Raw genomic sequence first — 16,048 nt, 5'->3', positions numbered from 1 at the left:
ATCCGGCCATATAGGTACGGCAAGCCGTTCGTATCGGCGATTCGGATCATCGGTGCAGCCCCTGCCGATTGACCTCGGTGCGTACATATTCAAAAATGGCCGTACAAATCATTGTTCGCAGAGGAGTGGGTCATGACCCGAGCGGCACTCGTCGCCCCCGTTCGTACCGCCGTCGGCCGCTTCGGAGGGGCCCTGAAAGATGTCTCGGCGGTGACCCTTGCGACCACCGTCATCAAGGAGACCGTCGCACGTTCGGGTATCGACCCCGAACTCATCGAAGAAGTGGCGATGGGTCAGTCGTACGCGAGTTCGGAGGCACCGTGCATCGGCCGGTGGGCTGCGCTCGACGCGGGTCTGCCGATCTCGGTGGCAGGCATTCAGACGGACCGCCGTTGTGGCACCGGCCTCCAGGCGCTCGTGACCGCGGCAATGATGGTGCAGACCGGTGCCGCGAATGTCGTGGTGGCCGGGGGCGTCGAGTCGATGAGCAACATCGAGCACTACACGACCGGTGCCCGCTGGGGCGCTCGCTCAGGTGGCCTGAACCTGTACGACCGCCTCGATCGGGGTCGCGAACGGTCGCAACCCGTATGGCGGTTCGGCAAGATCAGCGGAATGATCGAGACGGCCGAAAACGTCGCGGAACAGTGTGGAATCACACGCGAGGACTCCGACGCGCTTGCCGCAGAGAGTCATCGTCGGGCCCATGCTGCCTGGGAGGCCGGTCGTTTCGACGACGAGGTCGTCGGGGTCGAGGTCAAGGACCGGAAGGGCAACGTCACCGTTGTTGCGCGGGACGAGGGTATCCGTCCGGACAGCACCCCCGAATCCCTTGCGAAGCTGCGATCTGTGACGCCGGGCGGGGTGGTCACCGCGGGTAACGCCAGTCAGCAGAACGATGCGGCCGCAGCGCTTCTCGTGGTCGCGGAGGACAAGCTCGACGAGTACGGTCTCGAGCCGATCGGCTTCCTCGAAGGATGGACCGCAGCCGGATGCGACCCGGCGACCATGGGGCTGGGCCCGGTGGCGGCCACCCGAAAGCTGTTCGATCGCACCGGCCTCGGATTCGACGATGTCGATCTCGTCGAACTCAACGAAGCCTTCGCGTGCCAAGTGCTCGGTGTGCTGTCGCAATGGGGCTGGGACGATCGGGACAAGCTCAACGTCAACGGATCCGGGATCTCCCTGGGTCACCCCATCGGGGCGACGGGTGTCCGGATGGCGACGACGGCTCTGCACGAACTGAAGCGTCGCGGTGGTGGCCGCGCGCTGGTGACGATGTGCATCGGCGGTGGCCAGGGAATGGCCGCGTCGATCACCACGGCTTGAGGGGGAGCGGTATGAGCGGGCTCGCCGACAGGGAATGGATGCTCGCCGCGCGCTGCCGCGGATTCGACACCTCCGTGTTCTTTCCACAGAAGGAATCGGGCCGTGGCCCGGTGGCACGTGCGACGAACGATGCGAAGAAGATCTGCCGCACGTGCCCGGTGATCATCGAGTGTCGAGATCACGCGTTGGCGAACGACGAGCCGCACGGCATCTGGGGTGGGATGACCTACTCCGAGCGCCGCGCGGTCTCGAGGGCCAAGAAGCTGGGCAGGCCCGTACCCGCCTGATCGGGAATTCGCCGCTCCGATGCTCGACCGCCAGTAGTCCTGTGCCCGACAGGCAGAGTCGCCTCAGTTGTGGTCGGCTGCGAGTTCCTCGAGTAGAGCCAGATTGGCCGTCATCCCATCTCGCCATACACCGAGCCGGTAGGCGACGATCTCGCCTTCCCGGTCCGGATGCTGCTCGATGAAATCGGAGAACGGTGACTTGCCGGTACCGACCTTCGCCCACTGCCTGACGACGGCGCCGCCTTCGGCCGGGTCCACCTCGAAACCCCAGAAGGCGATCGGTTCCGCGGCGGTGCCCACTCTCCACACCCAACGGCGACCGTCCTCGACTTCGACGACCTCCGGTTCGGTGTGCCACTCGCCGATCTGTGAACTGTGGTTGTGTCCGCGGAACCGGGCGCCTACCGCGACGCCGTCGGCGCCGTCCAGCCACTCTGCGCGCTGTAGTTCGCCGTCAGTGCGTGTGGGTAACTCGATGTCGGTGACCAGCGCCCAGGCGTGGTCCGGGCTGCAGGGCAATGTTCCGGTGACTTCGATGGTCGGGCAATCGCGCAGACGCACAGATGCTCCTTCTGATCTCGATTCGATCTTCGGCGGTGACGCTGCCGATGCTATTCGAGACCGCGACGTCGCATTTCAGCCGACGTTCGTCACCGGGATCAATCCGCCGGTGATGGGCGACCCGGCGTCGGACAGCAGGAATTCGATCACCTTGGCAACCTCGGCGGGCTGCGACCACCGACTGGTGTCGGCGTCGGGCATCGCCGCGCGGTTAGCCGGGGTGTCGATGACGACGGGGAGCAGAGCATTGACTCGGATGTGGTCGTCGCGGTACTCGACGGCCATGGTCTCGACGAGCGCCGAGACGGCTGCCTTCGAGGCGATGTACGACGCGCCGCCCGAGAACGGATTGTGAGTCGCGGCGGCGGAGATGCAGACGATCGATCCACCGCCGCGACGGATCAGGTGGGGCAGCGCGGCCTGGCTGACGGAGTAGGCCGTGCGTACGTTGAGGTCGAATTGGGAATCGAGCACGCCGATCGGCGTCTCGTGGACTCGCGGACCGGAGGAGAACCCGCCGACCAGATTGACGACACCGAACAGTGGGGCGCCGGGGTCGTCGGCCGCGACCGCTAGGACCTCCTCGAGCTGCTGTTCGTCGGAGAGGTCGGCCTTGACGAGGTGCAGATTCGGATGAGTACCGACGCGTTCGAGTTCTTCGGGCGCCACCCACGGGACCACGACACGCCAGCCGGCGTCGAGAAGGTGTGCGGTCACAGCGGCTCCGAGTCCGCCGGTGCCGCCGCTGACGAGTGCGGTGCGAGTCATGGCCACCGTCCTTCCGGGTGTTGTCGAGGTCTCGCGTGTTGATCCGGTCCTGTCCGGTGCGGGACTGATAACGACCCTATCGCATAGGGAAATGACATTCTCGAAAATCTCATACAGTGGGAACAGGGTGTCCTTTGCTCTGTGATCGGCATGATGGGGCGCAGGTCCATCGTCGAAAGGTGCATCACGTGACCGACATCGAAGCGGAGTTCGTCGAAGCCCGTGGTCTACGGGCGTTTCTCGCCCGCCCCCTCGGCGGAAGCAGCGGCGGGATGCTGCTGCTCCCCATGATCACCGGTATCAACGAGCAGGTCCGCGAGTACGCCGAGGACATCGCAGGCACCGGCGTGACCGCCCTCGTGTGGGACCCGTGGCACGGCCACAGTGCCGAGGACACGCCGCGGGAAAAGCTGGTCGAATGGATGGGCGCACTTCAGGACAACGCCGTCCTCGCCGAGTTGAACACTCTGCTCGAGTACGCCTTCGGTGAACTCGGATTGTCGAAGATGGGGGTGATCGGCTGGTGTCTCGGTGGCCGGCTGGCGCTGATCCTCGGCGGTGGCGATCCCCGGCTGGCGAATGTGATTGCCTACCACCCATCGATCTTCGCGCCCTCGCCCCCGAATCACACCGTCGAGGCGGTCGAGTCCGCATCACGTATCACCGCACCGGTGATGATTCTTCACGCCGGCGCCGACACCGTCATGTCCCCCGAGACGTTCGGCGAACTGCAGAGCGCGCTGCAGAATCGAACCGCGGGCGCGAGCATCATCGCGGTTTTCCCCGGGGCCGAGCACGGATTCAGCAGCCGAGAACGCCACACGAACCCGATCAATGCCGACGCATATGCCGTGTCGTGGCCGCAGGTACTGCGGTTCATCGGCGACACGTTGCCGCGCGTCTAGCCGACGTCCAGCCGGGAAGTTCCACAGAAACTGCTGGAACCGGTTGCATGTACGCGACAGAAGACGACTATGGAGCGCAGGCACCGGACCGCACAGGGGCCGGGGGAAGCGAGACAAGTATGGAGTCGAAGGGCACCCGCACGTCGCACATCGCGAAGCCCGACCAGCACGTGACGAGGCTGGACCAGGTCGTCATCCGCATCGCCGGAGACTCAGGCGACGGCATGCAGCTTGCCGGAGACCGGTTCACTGCCGAAGCCGCAGCCTTCGGGAACGATCTCGCCACGCAACCGAACTTCCCGGCTGAGATCCGTGCACCGCAGGGCACTCTCCCCGGGGTGTCGAGTTTCCAGATCCAGATCGCCGACCACGACATCCTCACCGCGGGTGACCGGCCCGACGTGCTCGTAGCGATGAATCCGGCAGCGCTGAGATCGAACGTCGGCGACCTGCCCGACGGCGGCATCCTCATCGTCAACAGTGACGAGTTCAGCAAGCGGAACCTCTCGAAGGCGGGGTACGACAGCAACCCGCTCGAGTCGGACGACTTCGAGCACCTGCAGGTACACGCCGTCCCCATGAGCACCATGACGCTCGGTGCGGTCGAACCCTCCGGAGTGGGGAAGAAAGAGGCCAACAGAGCGAAGAACATGTTCGCGCTCGGCCTTCTGTCGTGGATGTACGGCCGCGCGATCACTGCGGTCGAGGACTTTCTCGAAGCCAAGTTCGCGTCGCAGCCGGACATCGTCCGCGCCAACATACTTGCGTTGCGCTCGGGTCGGAACTACGGGGAGACGACCGAAGCCTTCGCATCGACCTACGAAGTGGACCGCGCTGATCTGCCGCCGGGTACCTACCGCCAGATCACCGGCAATACTGCGCTCGCCTATGGACTGGTCGCTGCGGGCAAGGCGGCAGGTATGGAAGTTTTCCTCGGCAGCTACCCGATCACGCCCGCGTCGGACATCCTCCACGAGCTGAGCCGACTCAAACGTTTCGGCGTCCACACTTTCCAGGCGGAGGACGAGATCGCCGGTATCGGTGCGGCGGTAGGGGCATCGTACGGTGGCGCGTTGGGGGTCACCAGTACCTCCGGTCCTGGGATCGCATTGAAATCCGAGGCCATCGGACTCGCGGTGATGACCGAACTGCCGCTCGTCGTCGTCGACGTCCAGCGCGGCGGGCCGTCGACCGGTCTTCCGACCAAAACCGAGCAGGCCGACCTGCTGCAGGCGCTGTTCGGTCGCAACGGTGAGTCGCCGGTTGCGATCATTGCGCCGCAGTCGCCTGCCGACTGCTTCGACGCGGCGCTCGAGGCCGCGCGAATCGCCGTGTCGTATCGGACACCGGTGATGCTCCTGTCCGACGGCTCGATCGCCAACGGCTCGGAGCCGTGGCGTATTCCCCAGGTGAGTGCCCTCGCCCCGATCGAACCTCGATTCGCGACACCACCGGATGACGACGACCCGGGCTACCAACCGTATGCCCGCGATCCCGTGACACTCGCACGGGACTGGGCGATTCCCGGCACCGCATCGCGGGAACACCGTATCGGCGGACTGGAGAAGGCGAACGGCACCGGCGACATCTCGTATCACCACACCAATCACGAGTTGATGACCCGCATACGCGCGGCTCGCATCGCAGGTATCGACGTCCCCGACCTCGAGGTGGACGACCCCACGGGCGACGCCGAGATCCTCGTCCTCGGTTGGGGTTCGTCCTACGGTCCGATCGGTGAGGCGGTGTTCCGTGCCCGCCGTGGCGGCCGTGCGGTCGCCAGGGCTCACCTCCGGCACCTCAATCCCATGCCGAAGAACCTCTGCGACGTGCTCGAAGGCTATCGGCGCGTACTGGTTCCGGAGATGAACCTGGGACAGCTGTCGATGTTGCTGAAGGCGCGGTGTTCCGCACAGATCCAGCCCGTCACCAAGGTTTCCGGCATGGCCTTCCGCGCGGATGAACTACACGCAGCACTCCTCGCGGAGTTCGACGGCACACTGAGCGACAGTGAGGACGCCAAGACTCGCTCCGCGATCTCCGCGGCCGCGACGATTCAGCGAGGTGATCGATGATGGGAAGAACCACGAACGGTGCCGTGCGCAACGGTAGCGCACACGTGCCTGTCGGAACCGACCTCGGGATCAGTGCTCTTGCCGATGTGCCACGAACCGACAGTCCGCAGAAGGCGAAGGATTTCACCTCCGACCAGGAAGTCCGGTGGTGTCCGGGATGTGGTGACTACGTCATCCTCGCGACGGTCCGCGCCATGCTGCCGCAGTTGGGTCTGAAGCGGGAGAACATCGTTTTCGTGTCGGGTATCGGGTGCTCGTCGCGGTTCCCGTACTACCTCGACACCTACGGCGTCCATTCGATCCATGGCCGGGCCCCGACCTTCGCTACCGGTCTCGCCGTGACCCGACCGGACCTGTCGGTGTGGGTGGTGACCGGTGATGGCGATGCGCTGTCGATCGGTGGAAATCACCTGATCCACGCCCTGCGACGCAACGTGAACATGCGGATCCTGCTGTTCAACAACCGCATCTACGGGTTGACGAAAGGGCAGTATTCGCCCACCTCGGAATCCGGCAAGATCACCAAATCGACGCCGATGGGGTCGATCGACACCCCTTTCAACACGATGTCACTCGCCCTCGGTGCCGAGGCGACCTTCGTGGCGCGGGTGCTCGATTCCGACCGCGCAGGGCTCACCGAGATCTTGCTGGCGGCGGCCGAACATCGTGGGGCCGCCTTCGTCGAGATCCTTCAGGACTGCCCGATCTTCAACGACGGGTCGTTCGATGCACTCCGCAAGGGGGATGCCGAGGACCATCTCATCCACGTTCGTCACGGCGAACCGATCATCTTCGGGACCGACGACGAGCTCTGCGTCGTACGAAGAGGATTCAGGCTGCGCGTGGAACACATCACCGAGGTGGACCGAGACGAGATCGTGGTGCACGACGCGCACTGTGAGGATCCCGAGTACGCGTATGCGTTGTCGCGGCTGTCTGCGCAGGACCTCACCTACACGGTCACGGGAATCGTACGGTCGGTGTCGCGACCCACCTACGACGACGGGGCGCGCGCCCAGGTCGCGGCCGCCGTGGCCGACGAACCGGCAGATCTGCAGTCGTTGCTCGATGGCTCCAATACCTGGACGGTGTCATGACATCCGTTTCGTCGATCCTGCCCATCCCTTCGATGTCGGAAAGTAATCGATGACAATACAATTCGGTGTGTTCGTTCCGCAGTTCCGGCTCGGTGTCGACGAAGTGAAGGCCCGGGCGTCGGCAGCGGAGCAGGCCGGTTTCGACTCGTTCTGGCTCATGGATCATCTGTATTCACCGGGTGGCAGACCGACGGATTCGCTCGAAAGCTGGACATTGTTGACAGCGCTCGCCGGCGCCACCTCCACCATCCGGCTCGGGCACATGGTGGGCTGTGCGCCGTTCCGGCACCCGGCCCTGCTCTCGAAGATGGCCGCCACCGTAGACCACATCAGCGGCGGTCGGCTCGACCTCGGGCTCGGATGGGGTTCGGTGGAGGCAGAATTCGAGACCTTCGGTGTCGAGGTCGGCTCGCGGCGGCAACGCGCGGAAGCGCTCGACGAAACGCTCGAGATATTCCGTCTGATGTGTACGGGCGAGCAGTTCGACTACGACGGCAGGCATTTCCGGTTGCGCGGGGCGTACGGACTGCCGACACCCGTACAGGATCGAATTCCGGTGCACATCGGTGGCGCGGGGAAGACCTTGACGATGCCGCTTGTCGCACGTCACGCAGACTGGTGGAACTGTGTAGGTCATGCACGGAACCGGCTCGAGGAACTCGCACCGCTCAAGGGTGATGCCCGGATTTCGGTCCAGTACGCGGTGGGATTTGCGGACGAAGCCGAGGACATTCCAGGCGTGACGGCGTCGGTGTTGCGTAGACTACCGGAAAGTGGTTGGGGCGCACCGCTGATCGGTACAGCCGAGGATCTGATCGAACAGATCGCCGTCGAACACAAGCGCGGAGTGGAACTGTTCGTGCTCCGCTTCCACGACTTCTCACCACCGGAAACCCTCGAAAGGTTCGGGCGTGATGTCATCGCGCCACTTCAGGAGCGGGGCCTGTAGTAGATCAGGGGCCGGAGTAGACGCAGCGGCCACCGATCCACGTGGCACGCACCCTCCGCGCATCGGGATCGTCGAGGACTTCCGTGAGCGGCCCGTCGAGCAACACCAGATCGGCCTCGGCGCCGATCGTCACGTGACGCGCCGGTCCGCCCGGGTCGTCGAGGGGCGCAAGGTAGCGGTCGAGCGCCTCGGGCGGCGTGATCCGCTCTACTGCACCGACGACGTCACCGGTCGGGCAGCGCCGGGTGACGGTGGCGACCATGACCTCCCACGGATCCACCGGGCCGTACGGGGCGTCACTCGACAACGCGAGGGGCACTCCGCCGTCGATCAGGCTGCGGCAGCGGTAGAGATCGGGCAGGTCGGTGGGATCGACATCGCGGAGATATGCGTCGCCGCGGTCGGCGAGGAACCCAGGTTGCGTCACCACGTGGATGCCTCGTCGTCGCAGGTCGTCGATCGATTCGGCCGGGACGAGTGCGCCGTGCTCGATCCGGTCGCCGCGGTGCAGACCGGCCTCGTCGAGGGCTGCGAGGAGGATCACGAACGCTTCGCGACTGACACAGTGCACCGCGACGGCACGACCGGCCGCGTGAACGCGGCGAATGGAGCAGACGAGGTCGTCGATGTCGGGGAGAGCCGAGTCGGCGATGACGATCTTGTACGGACCGACAGTGCAGTGCGGTTCGCTGGGACGGAAGCCGCTGGGGGCGCCGAGCAGGTGCAGACGCTGGGGAATCGCGCCGGTGGCGTGCGCATCCATCAGGGCCTCGACCGTGCTCGGTGGGAGATCGGGTGTCGCGTCGGTGACACCGGTGATGCCGTATCGCGCGAGTTCCGCACCGATCGAGTCCAATTCGGGTGCAGTGGTCGCGGGGAGACGTTCGCGCAGCCACGTGTCGGCTCGCCATATCCGTCCGGTGGGGTGGCCGGCGTCGTTGCGTTCGACGCCGGGATGATCGGCCGTGTCGAGTCGCGCGAGTCGAGCGGCCACGGAATTCAGTATCCACAGGGCGCCACTGCGATGCTGGATGCGCACGGGCCGCGTGCTCTGCAGACGATCCAGGATCTCGGAATCGAGCATTCCGGCGACGGATTCGAAGTATCCGACGCCGCGGATCCACCCATCGCCCGGAGCAGAGGCGAGGGTGCGCGCGAGGTCGTCGGACGAGGTGACGTCGGGCGGTCCGCAGCGCACAGAGACGCGATCGGCGGCCAGGGCATGCAGGTGGATGTGATGATCGTGGAGGCCGGGGATCAGTGCGCACCCGTTGCCGTCGACGATCTCGCACCGCTCGGATGCCTCCAGTTCCTTTCCGACCTGCGCGACCGCACCTGCGCGCAGGAGCACGTCGAGTCCGGTACGACCGTCGATCTCGACGTTGCGCAGGATGAAATCGGTCATCGTATACCCAACTCGGACAGTACCTTCGACGTATCTCGGCCGGATTCGGCGATCTCACCCACCGGTTCACGACGTTCCGGTTCCGTCAGCGCGACCGTGCCGGACGGTGCATCGACCCACCAACGCCCGGCCCGCTCGTACACAGGTGGACGCGGGTCGCTGCCGAGCGTGGACGACACCAGCGCCGACATCGAGATGTCCCACAGCACTCCACTGCTGTCAGCGGGATGCGACAACGCGAGCGCTGCGGCGTGGAGGCCGGTGAGGGGGTCGGCCAGGGCGTCGCCGACGAACATGGGGCCGTGCGCGTCGTGAGCGATCAACCCCGCTGAGGCCGCGATGTCGTCGCCGAAACCTATGCGGAAACAATCGCGGCCGTGCGCGGTGATCGACGCCCACGTGCCGCCGTTCGCGACGAAACGGTGGGCGTCGAGGCCGAATCCCGCGAGTGCCCGCGGCCGGGACGCTTCGATGACGATGTCGGCTGCCGCCACCAGGTTCGTGAGTTCCCGGCGCTGGGTTGCGTCGTCGGGGTCGAGCACCACCGACTCGTGACCACCGTGCAGCAGGCGGTAGAACTCGGCGTTGCCGAAGCGCGCTCCGTCCGGCCGTGTCGGAGTCTCGACCTTGATCACGCGGGCACCGGCAAGGCCGAGAATGTGTGCACACAGCGGACCTGCCCACAGTGAGCTGAAATCGACGACCAGCAACCCGTCGACCGAACGCGGAACGAGGGGCCGCGGTGTTGTCGTGGGAACCGCAGAGACCGGTCCTGCAGCGATGCCGAGCGGTTCCGCCAGTTCGAGAAGGTCGTGGCCGGTGTGCTCTGCCAGCCACTCGGTGACCGCGGGCCAGGGATCCTCGCCCACGTCGGTACCGACCAGTGCGCCGAGGAGCAGCGGATCGTCGGGGCGTGCGCAGGAGATTGCGGCCCAACCGTCGGCGGTGGGCAGCAATCTGCACGAGCCGCCGACCGAGATCGCACCTGCCCGCCGGTGTCCGGTGAACGCGGCCCGCTCGGACAACAGCCGCGCTCCGTCGAGCTGTACCGCTCCGCCGGTCGCAGACCGGATCCGAGCCGACAGTTCGTGGGCGACGGTTGCGGCACGTCCGGGTGGGATCAGCGGGGGGCCGTCGGGCCTGCCGGTCAGGCAAGCGATTCCGCTTTCTGCCCAGTCGCGTACCGAGTCCGCGGACGGGGATTCGAACACGCCCGTGATGCTACATTGCCGGAATGAGCAGGCGGCGAGCACGAGGGCAGAACTGATGGGCGCGAACACGATTTCTGCCGTGGAGCTTGCAGACGGGATCGCCGATACGCCGATTCTCGGTGATGGTGGCGCGGTCGCTCACCCGCTCCTGGTGGTCGATCTGGACGACGTGCCCGACTCGGTGATCGAGCGTGCTGCTGAGCAGGCGAGGCGGAGCGAACACCTACTCGTCGGCAGATTCACGGGTGGTTCGATCGATGACACGGCATTGGCGCCCCTACTCGAGTCCCTCGATCTGACCTATTCGGTGGGGCCCGATCCGCGGTCGTCGACTGTCGTCGGCACGGATGATCTCGGCGCGAGCCTGTCGGCGTTCGACACCGCTGTCGCGCAGAATCCGCACGCTTCGCTGGTCGTGCGGCATGTGCTCCGAGCCGCCGACACCGTGGGGGTGGCTGCCGCGATCGACGTCGAGTCGCTCGGGTACTCGACGTTGCAGGGTGGCCCCGAGTTCCTGCGGTGGCTCGACGAGCGTGGACCGCGCCCACTTCCGCCGCCGGCCCCCGCAGATCCGGTCCTCGTCGCGCGCGTCGGCGACACACTGCGGATCACGCTCAACCGGCCCGAGCGTCGCAACGCCTACGGGACCCAGTTGCGTGACGCGCTCGTCGAGGCGTTGCGCCTCGCCGAGCTCGACGACAGCATCGAGCGTGTCGTGGTGGACGGTGCGGGCCCGTCGTTCTGCGCAGGGGGAGACCTCGACGAATTCGGACGCACTCCTGACACCGCCACCGCACATCTGATCCGCACTCGCGGTGGTGCGGGACGCTTGGTCGCGCGGCTTGCGGATCGGATCGAAGTGCGGGTGCACGGGCACTGCGTCGGTGCGGGGATCGAGATCCCGGCTTTCGCGAGCCGGGTGGTTGCGGCTCGGGGAACGGTGTTCCGCCTTCCCGAGGTGTCGATGGGTCTGATCCCGGGAGCCGGGGGGACGGCGAGCATTCCACGACGGATCGGCAGGTGGAGAGCAATGCATCTGTTCGTCACCGCGTGTGCTCTCGATGCCGGGCGCGCGCTCGCATGGGGATTGATCGACGAGGTCTCGGAGCTCGGATGATGTCGATGCAATGGATGAATGCTCAAGAAATCGTTGTCATCGATCGCTTATAGTGTAAAGATTGTCATAGATTTTATCTGGGGTACTCGGACCGGGAACCCGGGGGAGTTCTGACGGCGGAGGTTCATCGATGGGACGGGCAGGGCTACGGCCGCAGAAAACGGCGATGCTGGTGGCGCAGCGGATCGTTCAGGATATCAATCGGCGAGGGAACAAGGTCGGTGATCGACTGCCGCCGGAGCGCGTCATGCTCGATGAATACGACGTCGGCCGGGGCACCCTGCGCGAGTCCCTGCGGTTTCTCGAGTTGCAGGGTGTGATTGCACTGAAACCGGGGCCGGGAGGTGGGCCGATCGTCCAGCAACCGGACAGTGAAGGTCTTGCGACCTCGATCACGCTCCTGTTGCAGTTCGAGAACGCGCCGTTCCGAACCATCGTCGAGGCGCGGACGGCGCTGGAGCCGATGATGGCCAAGCTCGCCGCCGAGCGGATCAACGAGCAGCAGTTGGCCGATCTGAAGTACTCGGTCGAGCACATGCGCGAAAACCTCGACGACGGTGAGATCTTCCTCGAGATGAGCCGCGTGTTCCACGACACCGTGGCGAAGGGGTCGGGAAATGCCCTGTTCGGCTATCTCATTCACGCATTGCTCGACATGCTGGACGGATCGGCGATGGGGATGGAGTACTCGGAACGGCACCGCCGCGCCACACTCGACATCCACGAGAAGATCTACCATGCTGTCGCCGACCGCGACCCGGAGGCCGCGCTCATTGCGATGGAAGAGCACATTGCAGGCATCTGGCGTTACGAGGAGAAGCACTACCCGGATGCACTCGAAACGCCGATAGCGTGGGGTGCCGTCACCTGACGGGCCCACATCCCTGACCCGACCCGTAGCGGCGAGGCGACCACGGTTGCCTCGCCGCTGCTGTCGTTCCGTGAGTCGCGGTGTCCAGTGACCTGGGTCATGAACAAGTGTTGACAATGGAACTAATCATGCGCATGATAGTCGTGATTTGCATCACCGATGCGTGAGCGTGCTACGCACCCCAAGAGACGGAGCAGCGCATGACCCCTTTCCGCACCACTCGCTCGAGGACGCTCTGCGGCTCGACCGCCGCCCTGGCACTCGCCGCAACGCTTGTTGCGGGATGCGCCGAATCGGCCTCGGCCTCCGGTGGCGGAGGCGGCGACGGCGTCGAATACGGCGCCACCAAAGACGACTACATCGCGGCGTTCGAGGATGTCGATCCGATCCAGCTCTACACTCAATCCCCCGCCCCGAAGGACTCGGCGACCGGCGTACCGGTCGAGAAATACCTCGACCGGATCACCGAGTGGTCCGGCGGCAAGATCACCTTCGACGTCGCCTACTCGAATGCAGTCGCACCTCCCGCAGAGATCGACAATGCGCTGATGGACGGCCGGCTCGACCTCGGACACGTGATCCCGCAGTACGAACCGTCGGAGTATCCCGCGACGGCCGCCCTGATCGACTCGAGCTTCGTCTCGCTCCAGACGCCGGTGCTCGGACCGCTGCAATCGAATGCCTGGGCCAACGAAGTGGCATTCGAGACTCCGGAACTCGTCGCGGAGTACGAGGACAAAGGCATGAAGCTGCTGCTGCCAGCGTACAATTCCGGTTCCAACGGGCTGTTCTGTGCCACCGAGCGGCGAGATCTCGCGTCCACCAGGGGCGCTCAGGTCACCGCTTCCGGTCTTTCGATCAATGCCGAAGTCGCGTCGCTCGGCGCAACGCCGGTGTCGATCGCATACACCGAACTGTTCGAGGCGCTCGAACGCGGCATCGCCGACTGCTCAGTCACCTCCTTCACCGTCGGAATGCTCGGCGGCTTCCTCGGACAGACGCCGCAGGTGGTGATCGATCCGGAGGCAGGCGTCGCGGTCGGCTGGGGTGGTATAGCCATGAGTGCCGAAGCGTGGGAAGAGCTTCCGCTTGTCGCGCAGCAGCTGATCTGGGACAGCCTCATCGTGTACGTCGAGTCGAACATCGAAGACAAGATTCTGCCCAACACGGCAGACGGGATGAAAGCGGTCCTCGCCGCAAACGGTACCGTCGGCCCCTACGCCGAAGACGCCCGTGCCGCACTCGCAGCCGAGAACGAGCGGCTCCTCGGCGCGCAGCGGACCAACGCGGCATTCGAGGACGGCGACGCGTTCGTCGACCGCATCGAGTCGTCGGCCGACAAGTGGGCATCCACGCTGGCCGATCTGTACGACGATGTCCCCTACGACGAGTTCGCTACGTGGTACAGCCCGGAGGTGCTCGATCTCGAGGACTACAGCGCGAAGGTCTACGAGGAGATCTTCCTGCCACACCGCCCGTCCTGACCACAACCGGAGGAAATGAATGACGCACGCAACGGGCTGCCCCGTCAGCCACACCGACTACACTAAAGAGTCCGAAATCTACGGCCACTACGCAACTCTCGACGCAGAGCGTGAGGCCGCACGGTTCCACTTCAACGACACCACCGAACGTGGTTTCTGGATGCTCACGCGCTACGAGGATGTTCTCGCGGGTTTCCAGAATCACAGGAACTGGACGACTGCGGTTCGTACGGCGTTGTTCCCCGAGAGCAGGATTCCGTTGCTTCCCCAGGACCTCAACGGGGAAGAGCACCAGAAGTTTCGTCGCATCATCAATCCGTTCTTCGCGCCCGCTGCGGTTCGACGTATGGAGGAACTGGCGCATACCCGCTGTGTGGAACTGCTCGAGGAGCTCGCCCCCAAGGGGCACTGCAACTTCGTGGCAGAGTTTGCCATCCGGTACCCGACCGATCTCTTCCTGGTGCTGATGGGCCTGCCGGTCGAAGACGGCGACTTCTTCCTGCCGTGGACCGAAGAGATGTTCAACTGCATGCTCCAGGGCGATCTCGACGGTGCCGAGGTTCCGAGGCAGAAGATCCTGGACTACTTCACCGTGGCCATCGAGCAGCGACGCAAGAATCCGCGGGATCCCGCCGAGGACATGGTCACCCGCCTGGTCCAAGCCGAGCTCGATGGTGAACTCCTCTCGCACGACACAATTCTCACCACCTGTATGTCCATCATGCTTGCCGGCCTCGACACCACCCGGTCGGCACTCGGATACATCTTCACGCACCTTGCGACCCACGAAGACGATCGCCGGATACTGGTCGAGGAACCTGAGTCGACGCGCGACGCGGTCGAGGAGTTCATCCGGTTGTATCCGCTGGTGATCCAGGCAGGGCGCGAGGTGCAGGAGAGCTGCGAATTCGAGGGCATCGACATGGCAGCGAAGGACGTGATCTGGCTCGGAATCGGCTCGGCGAACAGAGATCCCCGAAAGTATGACGACCCGGACACCTTCGTCCTCGGTAGGCCGGGGATCAACCAGCACCTCGCATTCGGTGCGGGGCCGCACCGCTGCCTCGGAATGCACTTGGCACGTCTCGAACTCGCTGTCGTGCTCGAGGAGTGGCACAAGTTGATCCCGGAGTATCGAATCAAGGACGGTGCCGAGTTGGTCGAACGTGGGTCCCAATTGACCCTGAAGGAACTCGAACTGGAATGGGAGGTCTGACATGGCGGCGATATCCGGACCGGCGATGTCGATCACGCGTGAGAAGTGCATGGGACATGGGCGTTGCTACTCTGTCGCACCCGATCTGCTGAGTGATGACGAAGAGGGTTTCGTCGCGCAGGCAGGCGACGAGTTCTCCGTCCCGGAGGAGCTGGCCGGTCAGGCCGAGGCGTCGGTGGACGCGTGCCCGGAGCACGCGATCACCTTCACCCGCTGAGTATTTCGCCTAGTGTTCGCGCGGCCAGCCGCGGGCGAGATCGGTACCGACATGGACATCGATCGCCAGCGACTCGAATCGCGCGTCACCCACCTCGGTCCGGATCACGGCGGAGTACGTTCCCCAGCCGAGACCGGACCCGTGGGCGGCGCGTGCTGTGTACCCGAAGTAGCAGTCGAGTTGGACAAGACCCGTCGAGATGGAGCGGACTTCCGGCTGACACACGAAATGCCGCTTCTCGGAGGGATCGGTGCCGCCGGCCGTCCGGAAGAAGCCTCCGATCTCGTCGTGGCCACGGAACGTACCGAGACGCGTGACGAGCGCACCGTCGTCGGCGAAAAGCAATGCCAGCTTCTCCGGCGCCGGGGCGTCGAGCTGCGCAGCATAGCGGTGCATCAAACCGGCTGCGGCGCGTTCGGATTCGAGTGCTGCCACTCGGCCGGCGAGCTGCTCGATGGTGGCCTGCAGATGGGATTCGGTGGACACGGGTTCTCTCCTCCTGATCGATGGTGGCTCGACTATAGGGTGTGCCGGACGAATCCGTGAGCAATGAAAT

At 65.0% G+C, this 16,048-nt stretch carries 16 protein-coding genes; 11 read left to right on the top strand and 5 right to left on the bottom strand.

Annotated elements, in window-relative coordinates; genetic code table 11:
- The first annotated feature begins 132 nt into the window (after positions 1-132).
- Both HCA61_RS06630 and HCA61_RS06625 read left to right on the top strand, forming a co-directional pair.
- On the top strand, positions 133-1,329 hold the full coding sequence (locus HCA61_RS06630; protein ID WP_169687354.1) for an acetyl-CoA C-acetyltransferase: 1,197 nt from the start codon (positions 133-135) through the stop codon (positions 1,327-1,329).
- An 11-nt stretch (positions 1,330-1,340) separates the two neighbouring features.
- Positions 1,341-1,616: a WhiB family transcriptional regulator gene (locus HCA61_RS06625; protein ID WP_169687353.1), complete on the top strand. Its 276-nt coding sequence runs from the start codon at positions 1,341-1,343 to the stop codon at positions 1,614-1,616.
- Positions 1,617-1,679: 63 nt separating this feature from the next.
- Here the strand turns inward: HCA61_RS06625 and HCA61_RS06620 are convergent, their stop codons facing one another.
- Together HCA61_RS06620 and HCA61_RS06615 are read right to left on the bottom strand one after the other, a co-directional pair.
- The gene (locus HCA61_RS06620) at positions 1,680-2,177 is read right to left on the bottom strand and encodes an SRPBCC family protein (RefSeq protein WP_169687352.1); all 498 of its coding nucleotides are present in this window, start codon (positions 2,175-2,177) and stop codon (positions 1,680-1,682) included.
- A gap of 75 nt (positions 2,178-2,252) precedes the next feature.
- Positions 2,253-2,945, bottom strand: a complete 693-nt coding sequence (locus HCA61_RS06615; protein WP_169687351.1) for an SDR family NAD(P)-dependent oxidoreductase — start codon at positions 2,943-2,945, stop codon at positions 2,253-2,255.
- A gap of 188 nt (positions 2,946-3,133) precedes the next feature.
- Between HCA61_RS06615 and HCA61_RS06610 the strand changes: the two genes are divergently transcribed.
- From HCA61_RS06610 to HCA61_RS06595, 4 genes are all read left to right on the top strand, one after another.
- Positions 3,134-3,850 (top strand): dienelactone hydrolase family protein, encoded by a 717-nt coding sequence (locus tag HCA61_RS06610; RefSeq protein WP_169687350.1) that lies wholly within the window; start codon positions 3,134-3,136, stop codon positions 3,848-3,850.
- 119 nt (positions 3,851-3,969) lie between these two features.
- A complete protein-coding gene (locus HCA61_RS06605) occupies positions 3,970-5,925 on the top strand; it encodes a 2-oxoacid:acceptor oxidoreductase subunit alpha (protein WP_169687478.1) in 1,956 nt (651 codons plus the stop codon).
- Positions 5,925-7,022, top strand: coding sequence for a 2-oxoacid:ferredoxin oxidoreductase subunit beta (locus tag HCA61_RS06600; RefSeq protein ID WP_169687477.1), 1,098 nt, complete (start codon positions 5,925-5,927; stop codon positions 7,020-7,022). The genes HCA61_RS06605 and HCA61_RS06600 overlap by 1 nt, the downstream gene beginning before the upstream one ends.
- 49 nt (positions 7,023-7,071) lie before the next feature.
- Entirely contained in the window at positions 7,072-7,971 is a 900-nt protein-coding gene (locus HCA61_RS06595) for an LLM class flavin-dependent oxidoreductase (RefSeq protein ID WP_169687349.1), read from the top strand.
- A 4-nt stretch (positions 7,972-7,975) separates the two neighbouring features.
- On the opposite strand, the gene HCA61_RS06590 is transcribed toward HCA61_RS06595, so the two are convergent.
- Both HCA61_RS06590 and HCA61_RS06585 read right to left on the bottom strand, forming a co-directional pair.
- Positions 7,976-9,376: an amidohydrolase family protein gene (locus HCA61_RS06590; RefSeq protein WP_169687348.1), complete on the bottom strand. Its 1,401-nt coding sequence runs from the start codon at positions 9,374-9,376 to the stop codon at positions 7,976-7,978.
- The gene (locus HCA61_RS06585) at positions 9,373-10,587 is read right to left on the bottom strand and encodes a CoA transferase (protein WP_247273375.1); all 1,215 of its coding nucleotides are present in this window, start codon (positions 10,585-10,587) and stop codon (positions 9,373-9,375) included. The genes HCA61_RS06590 and HCA61_RS06585 overlap by 4 nt, the downstream gene beginning before the upstream one ends.
- Positions 10,588-10,642: 55 nt before the next feature.
- Here HCA61_RS06585 and HCA61_RS06580 point away from each other — a divergent pair, with 55 nt between their 5' ends.
- From HCA61_RS06580 to HCA61_RS06560, 5 genes are all read left to right on the top strand, one after another.
- Entirely contained in the window at positions 10,643-11,704 is a 1,062-nt protein-coding gene (locus HCA61_RS06580; RefSeq protein WP_169687347.1) for an enoyl-CoA hydratase/isomerase family protein, read from the top strand.
- Between the two features lie 130 nt (positions 11,705-11,834).
- Positions 11,835-12,575, top strand: a complete 741-nt coding sequence (locus HCA61_RS06575; RefSeq protein WP_169687346.1) for an FCD domain-containing protein — start codon at positions 11,835-11,837, stop codon at positions 12,573-12,575.
- Positions 12,576-12,775: 200 nt separating this feature from the next.
- The gene (locus HCA61_RS06570) at positions 12,776-14,059 is read left to right on the top strand and encodes a C4-dicarboxylate ABC transporter substrate-binding protein (RefSeq protein WP_169687345.1); all 1,284 of its coding nucleotides are present in this window, start codon (positions 12,776-12,778) and stop codon (positions 14,057-14,059) included.
- A 19-nt stretch (positions 14,060-14,078) separates the two neighbouring features.
- Positions 14,079-15,275: a cytochrome P450 gene (locus HCA61_RS06565; RefSeq protein ID WP_169687344.1), complete on the top strand. Its 1,197-nt coding sequence runs from the start codon at positions 14,079-14,081 to the stop codon at positions 15,273-15,275.
- A gap of 1 nt (position 15,276) precedes the next feature.
- Positions 15,277-15,492: a ferredoxin gene (locus HCA61_RS06560; RefSeq protein ID WP_206039686.1), complete on the top strand. Its 216-nt coding sequence runs from the start codon at positions 15,277-15,279 to the stop codon at positions 15,490-15,492.
- A 9-nt stretch (positions 15,493-15,501) separates the two neighbouring features.
- Here the strand turns inward: HCA61_RS06560 and HCA61_RS06555 are convergent, their stop codons facing one another.
- Positions 15,502-15,978, bottom strand: coding sequence for a nuclear transport factor 2 family protein (locus tag HCA61_RS06555; RefSeq protein WP_169687343.1), 477 nt, complete (start codon positions 15,976-15,978; stop codon positions 15,502-15,504).
- Positions 15,979-16,048: the final 70 nt, after the last annotated feature.

It is taken from the genome of Rhodococcus sp. HNM0563, from assembly GCF_012726195.1.
In the GTDB taxonomy this organism is placed as follows: Bacteria; Actinomycetota; Actinomycetes; order Mycobacteriales; family Mycobacteriaceae; genus Rhodococcus.
Note: the sequence above shows the minus strand (reverse complement) of the source record. Positions and strands in the feature narration are given on the sequence as shown.

Coding starts and splice junctions, on each gene's coding strand:
- HCA61_RS06575 (WP_169687346.1), top strand. CDS start 11,835: ATGGGACGGGCAGGGCTACGGCCGCAGAAAACGGCGATGCTGGTGGCG.
- HCA61_RS06625 (WP_169687353.1), top strand. CDS start 1,341: ATGAGCGGGCTCGCCGACAGGGAATGGATGCTCGCCGCGCGCTGCCGC.
- HCA61_RS06595 (WP_169687349.1), top strand. CDS start 7,072: ATGACAATACAATTCGGTGTGTTCGTTCCGCAGTTCCGGCTCGGTGTC.
- HCA61_RS06565 (WP_169687344.1), top strand. CDS start 14,079: ATGACGCACGCAACGGGCTGCCCCGTCAGCCACACCGACTACACTAAA.
- HCA61_RS06615 (WP_169687351.1), bottom strand. CDS start 2,945: ATGACTCGCACCGCACTCGTCAGCGGCGGCACCGGCGGACTCGGAGCC.
- HCA61_RS06570 (WP_169687345.1), top strand. CDS start 12,776: ATGACCCCTTTCCGCACCACTCGCTCGAGGACGCTCTGCGGCTCGACC.
- HCA61_RS06590 (WP_169687348.1), bottom strand. CDS start 9,376: ATGACCGATTTCATCCTGCGCAACGTCGAGATCGACGGTCGTACCGGA.
- HCA61_RS06580 (WP_169687347.1), top strand. CDS start 10,643: ATGGGCGCGAACACGATTTCTGCCGTGGAGCTTGCAGACGGGATCGCC.
- HCA61_RS06630 (WP_169687354.1), top strand. CDS start 133: ATGACCCGAGCGGCACTCGTCGCCCCCGTTCGTACCGCCGTCGGCCGC.
- HCA61_RS06560 (WP_206039686.1), top strand. CDS start 15,277: ATGGCGGCGATATCCGGACCGGCGATGTCGATCACGCGTGAGAAGTGC.
- HCA61_RS06600 (WP_169687477.1), top strand. CDS start 5,925: ATGGGAAGAACCACGAACGGTGCCGTGCGCAACGGTAGCGCACACGTG.
- HCA61_RS06605 (WP_169687478.1), top strand. CDS start 3,970: ATGGAGTCGAAGGGCACCCGCACGTCGCACATCGCGAAGCCCGACCAG.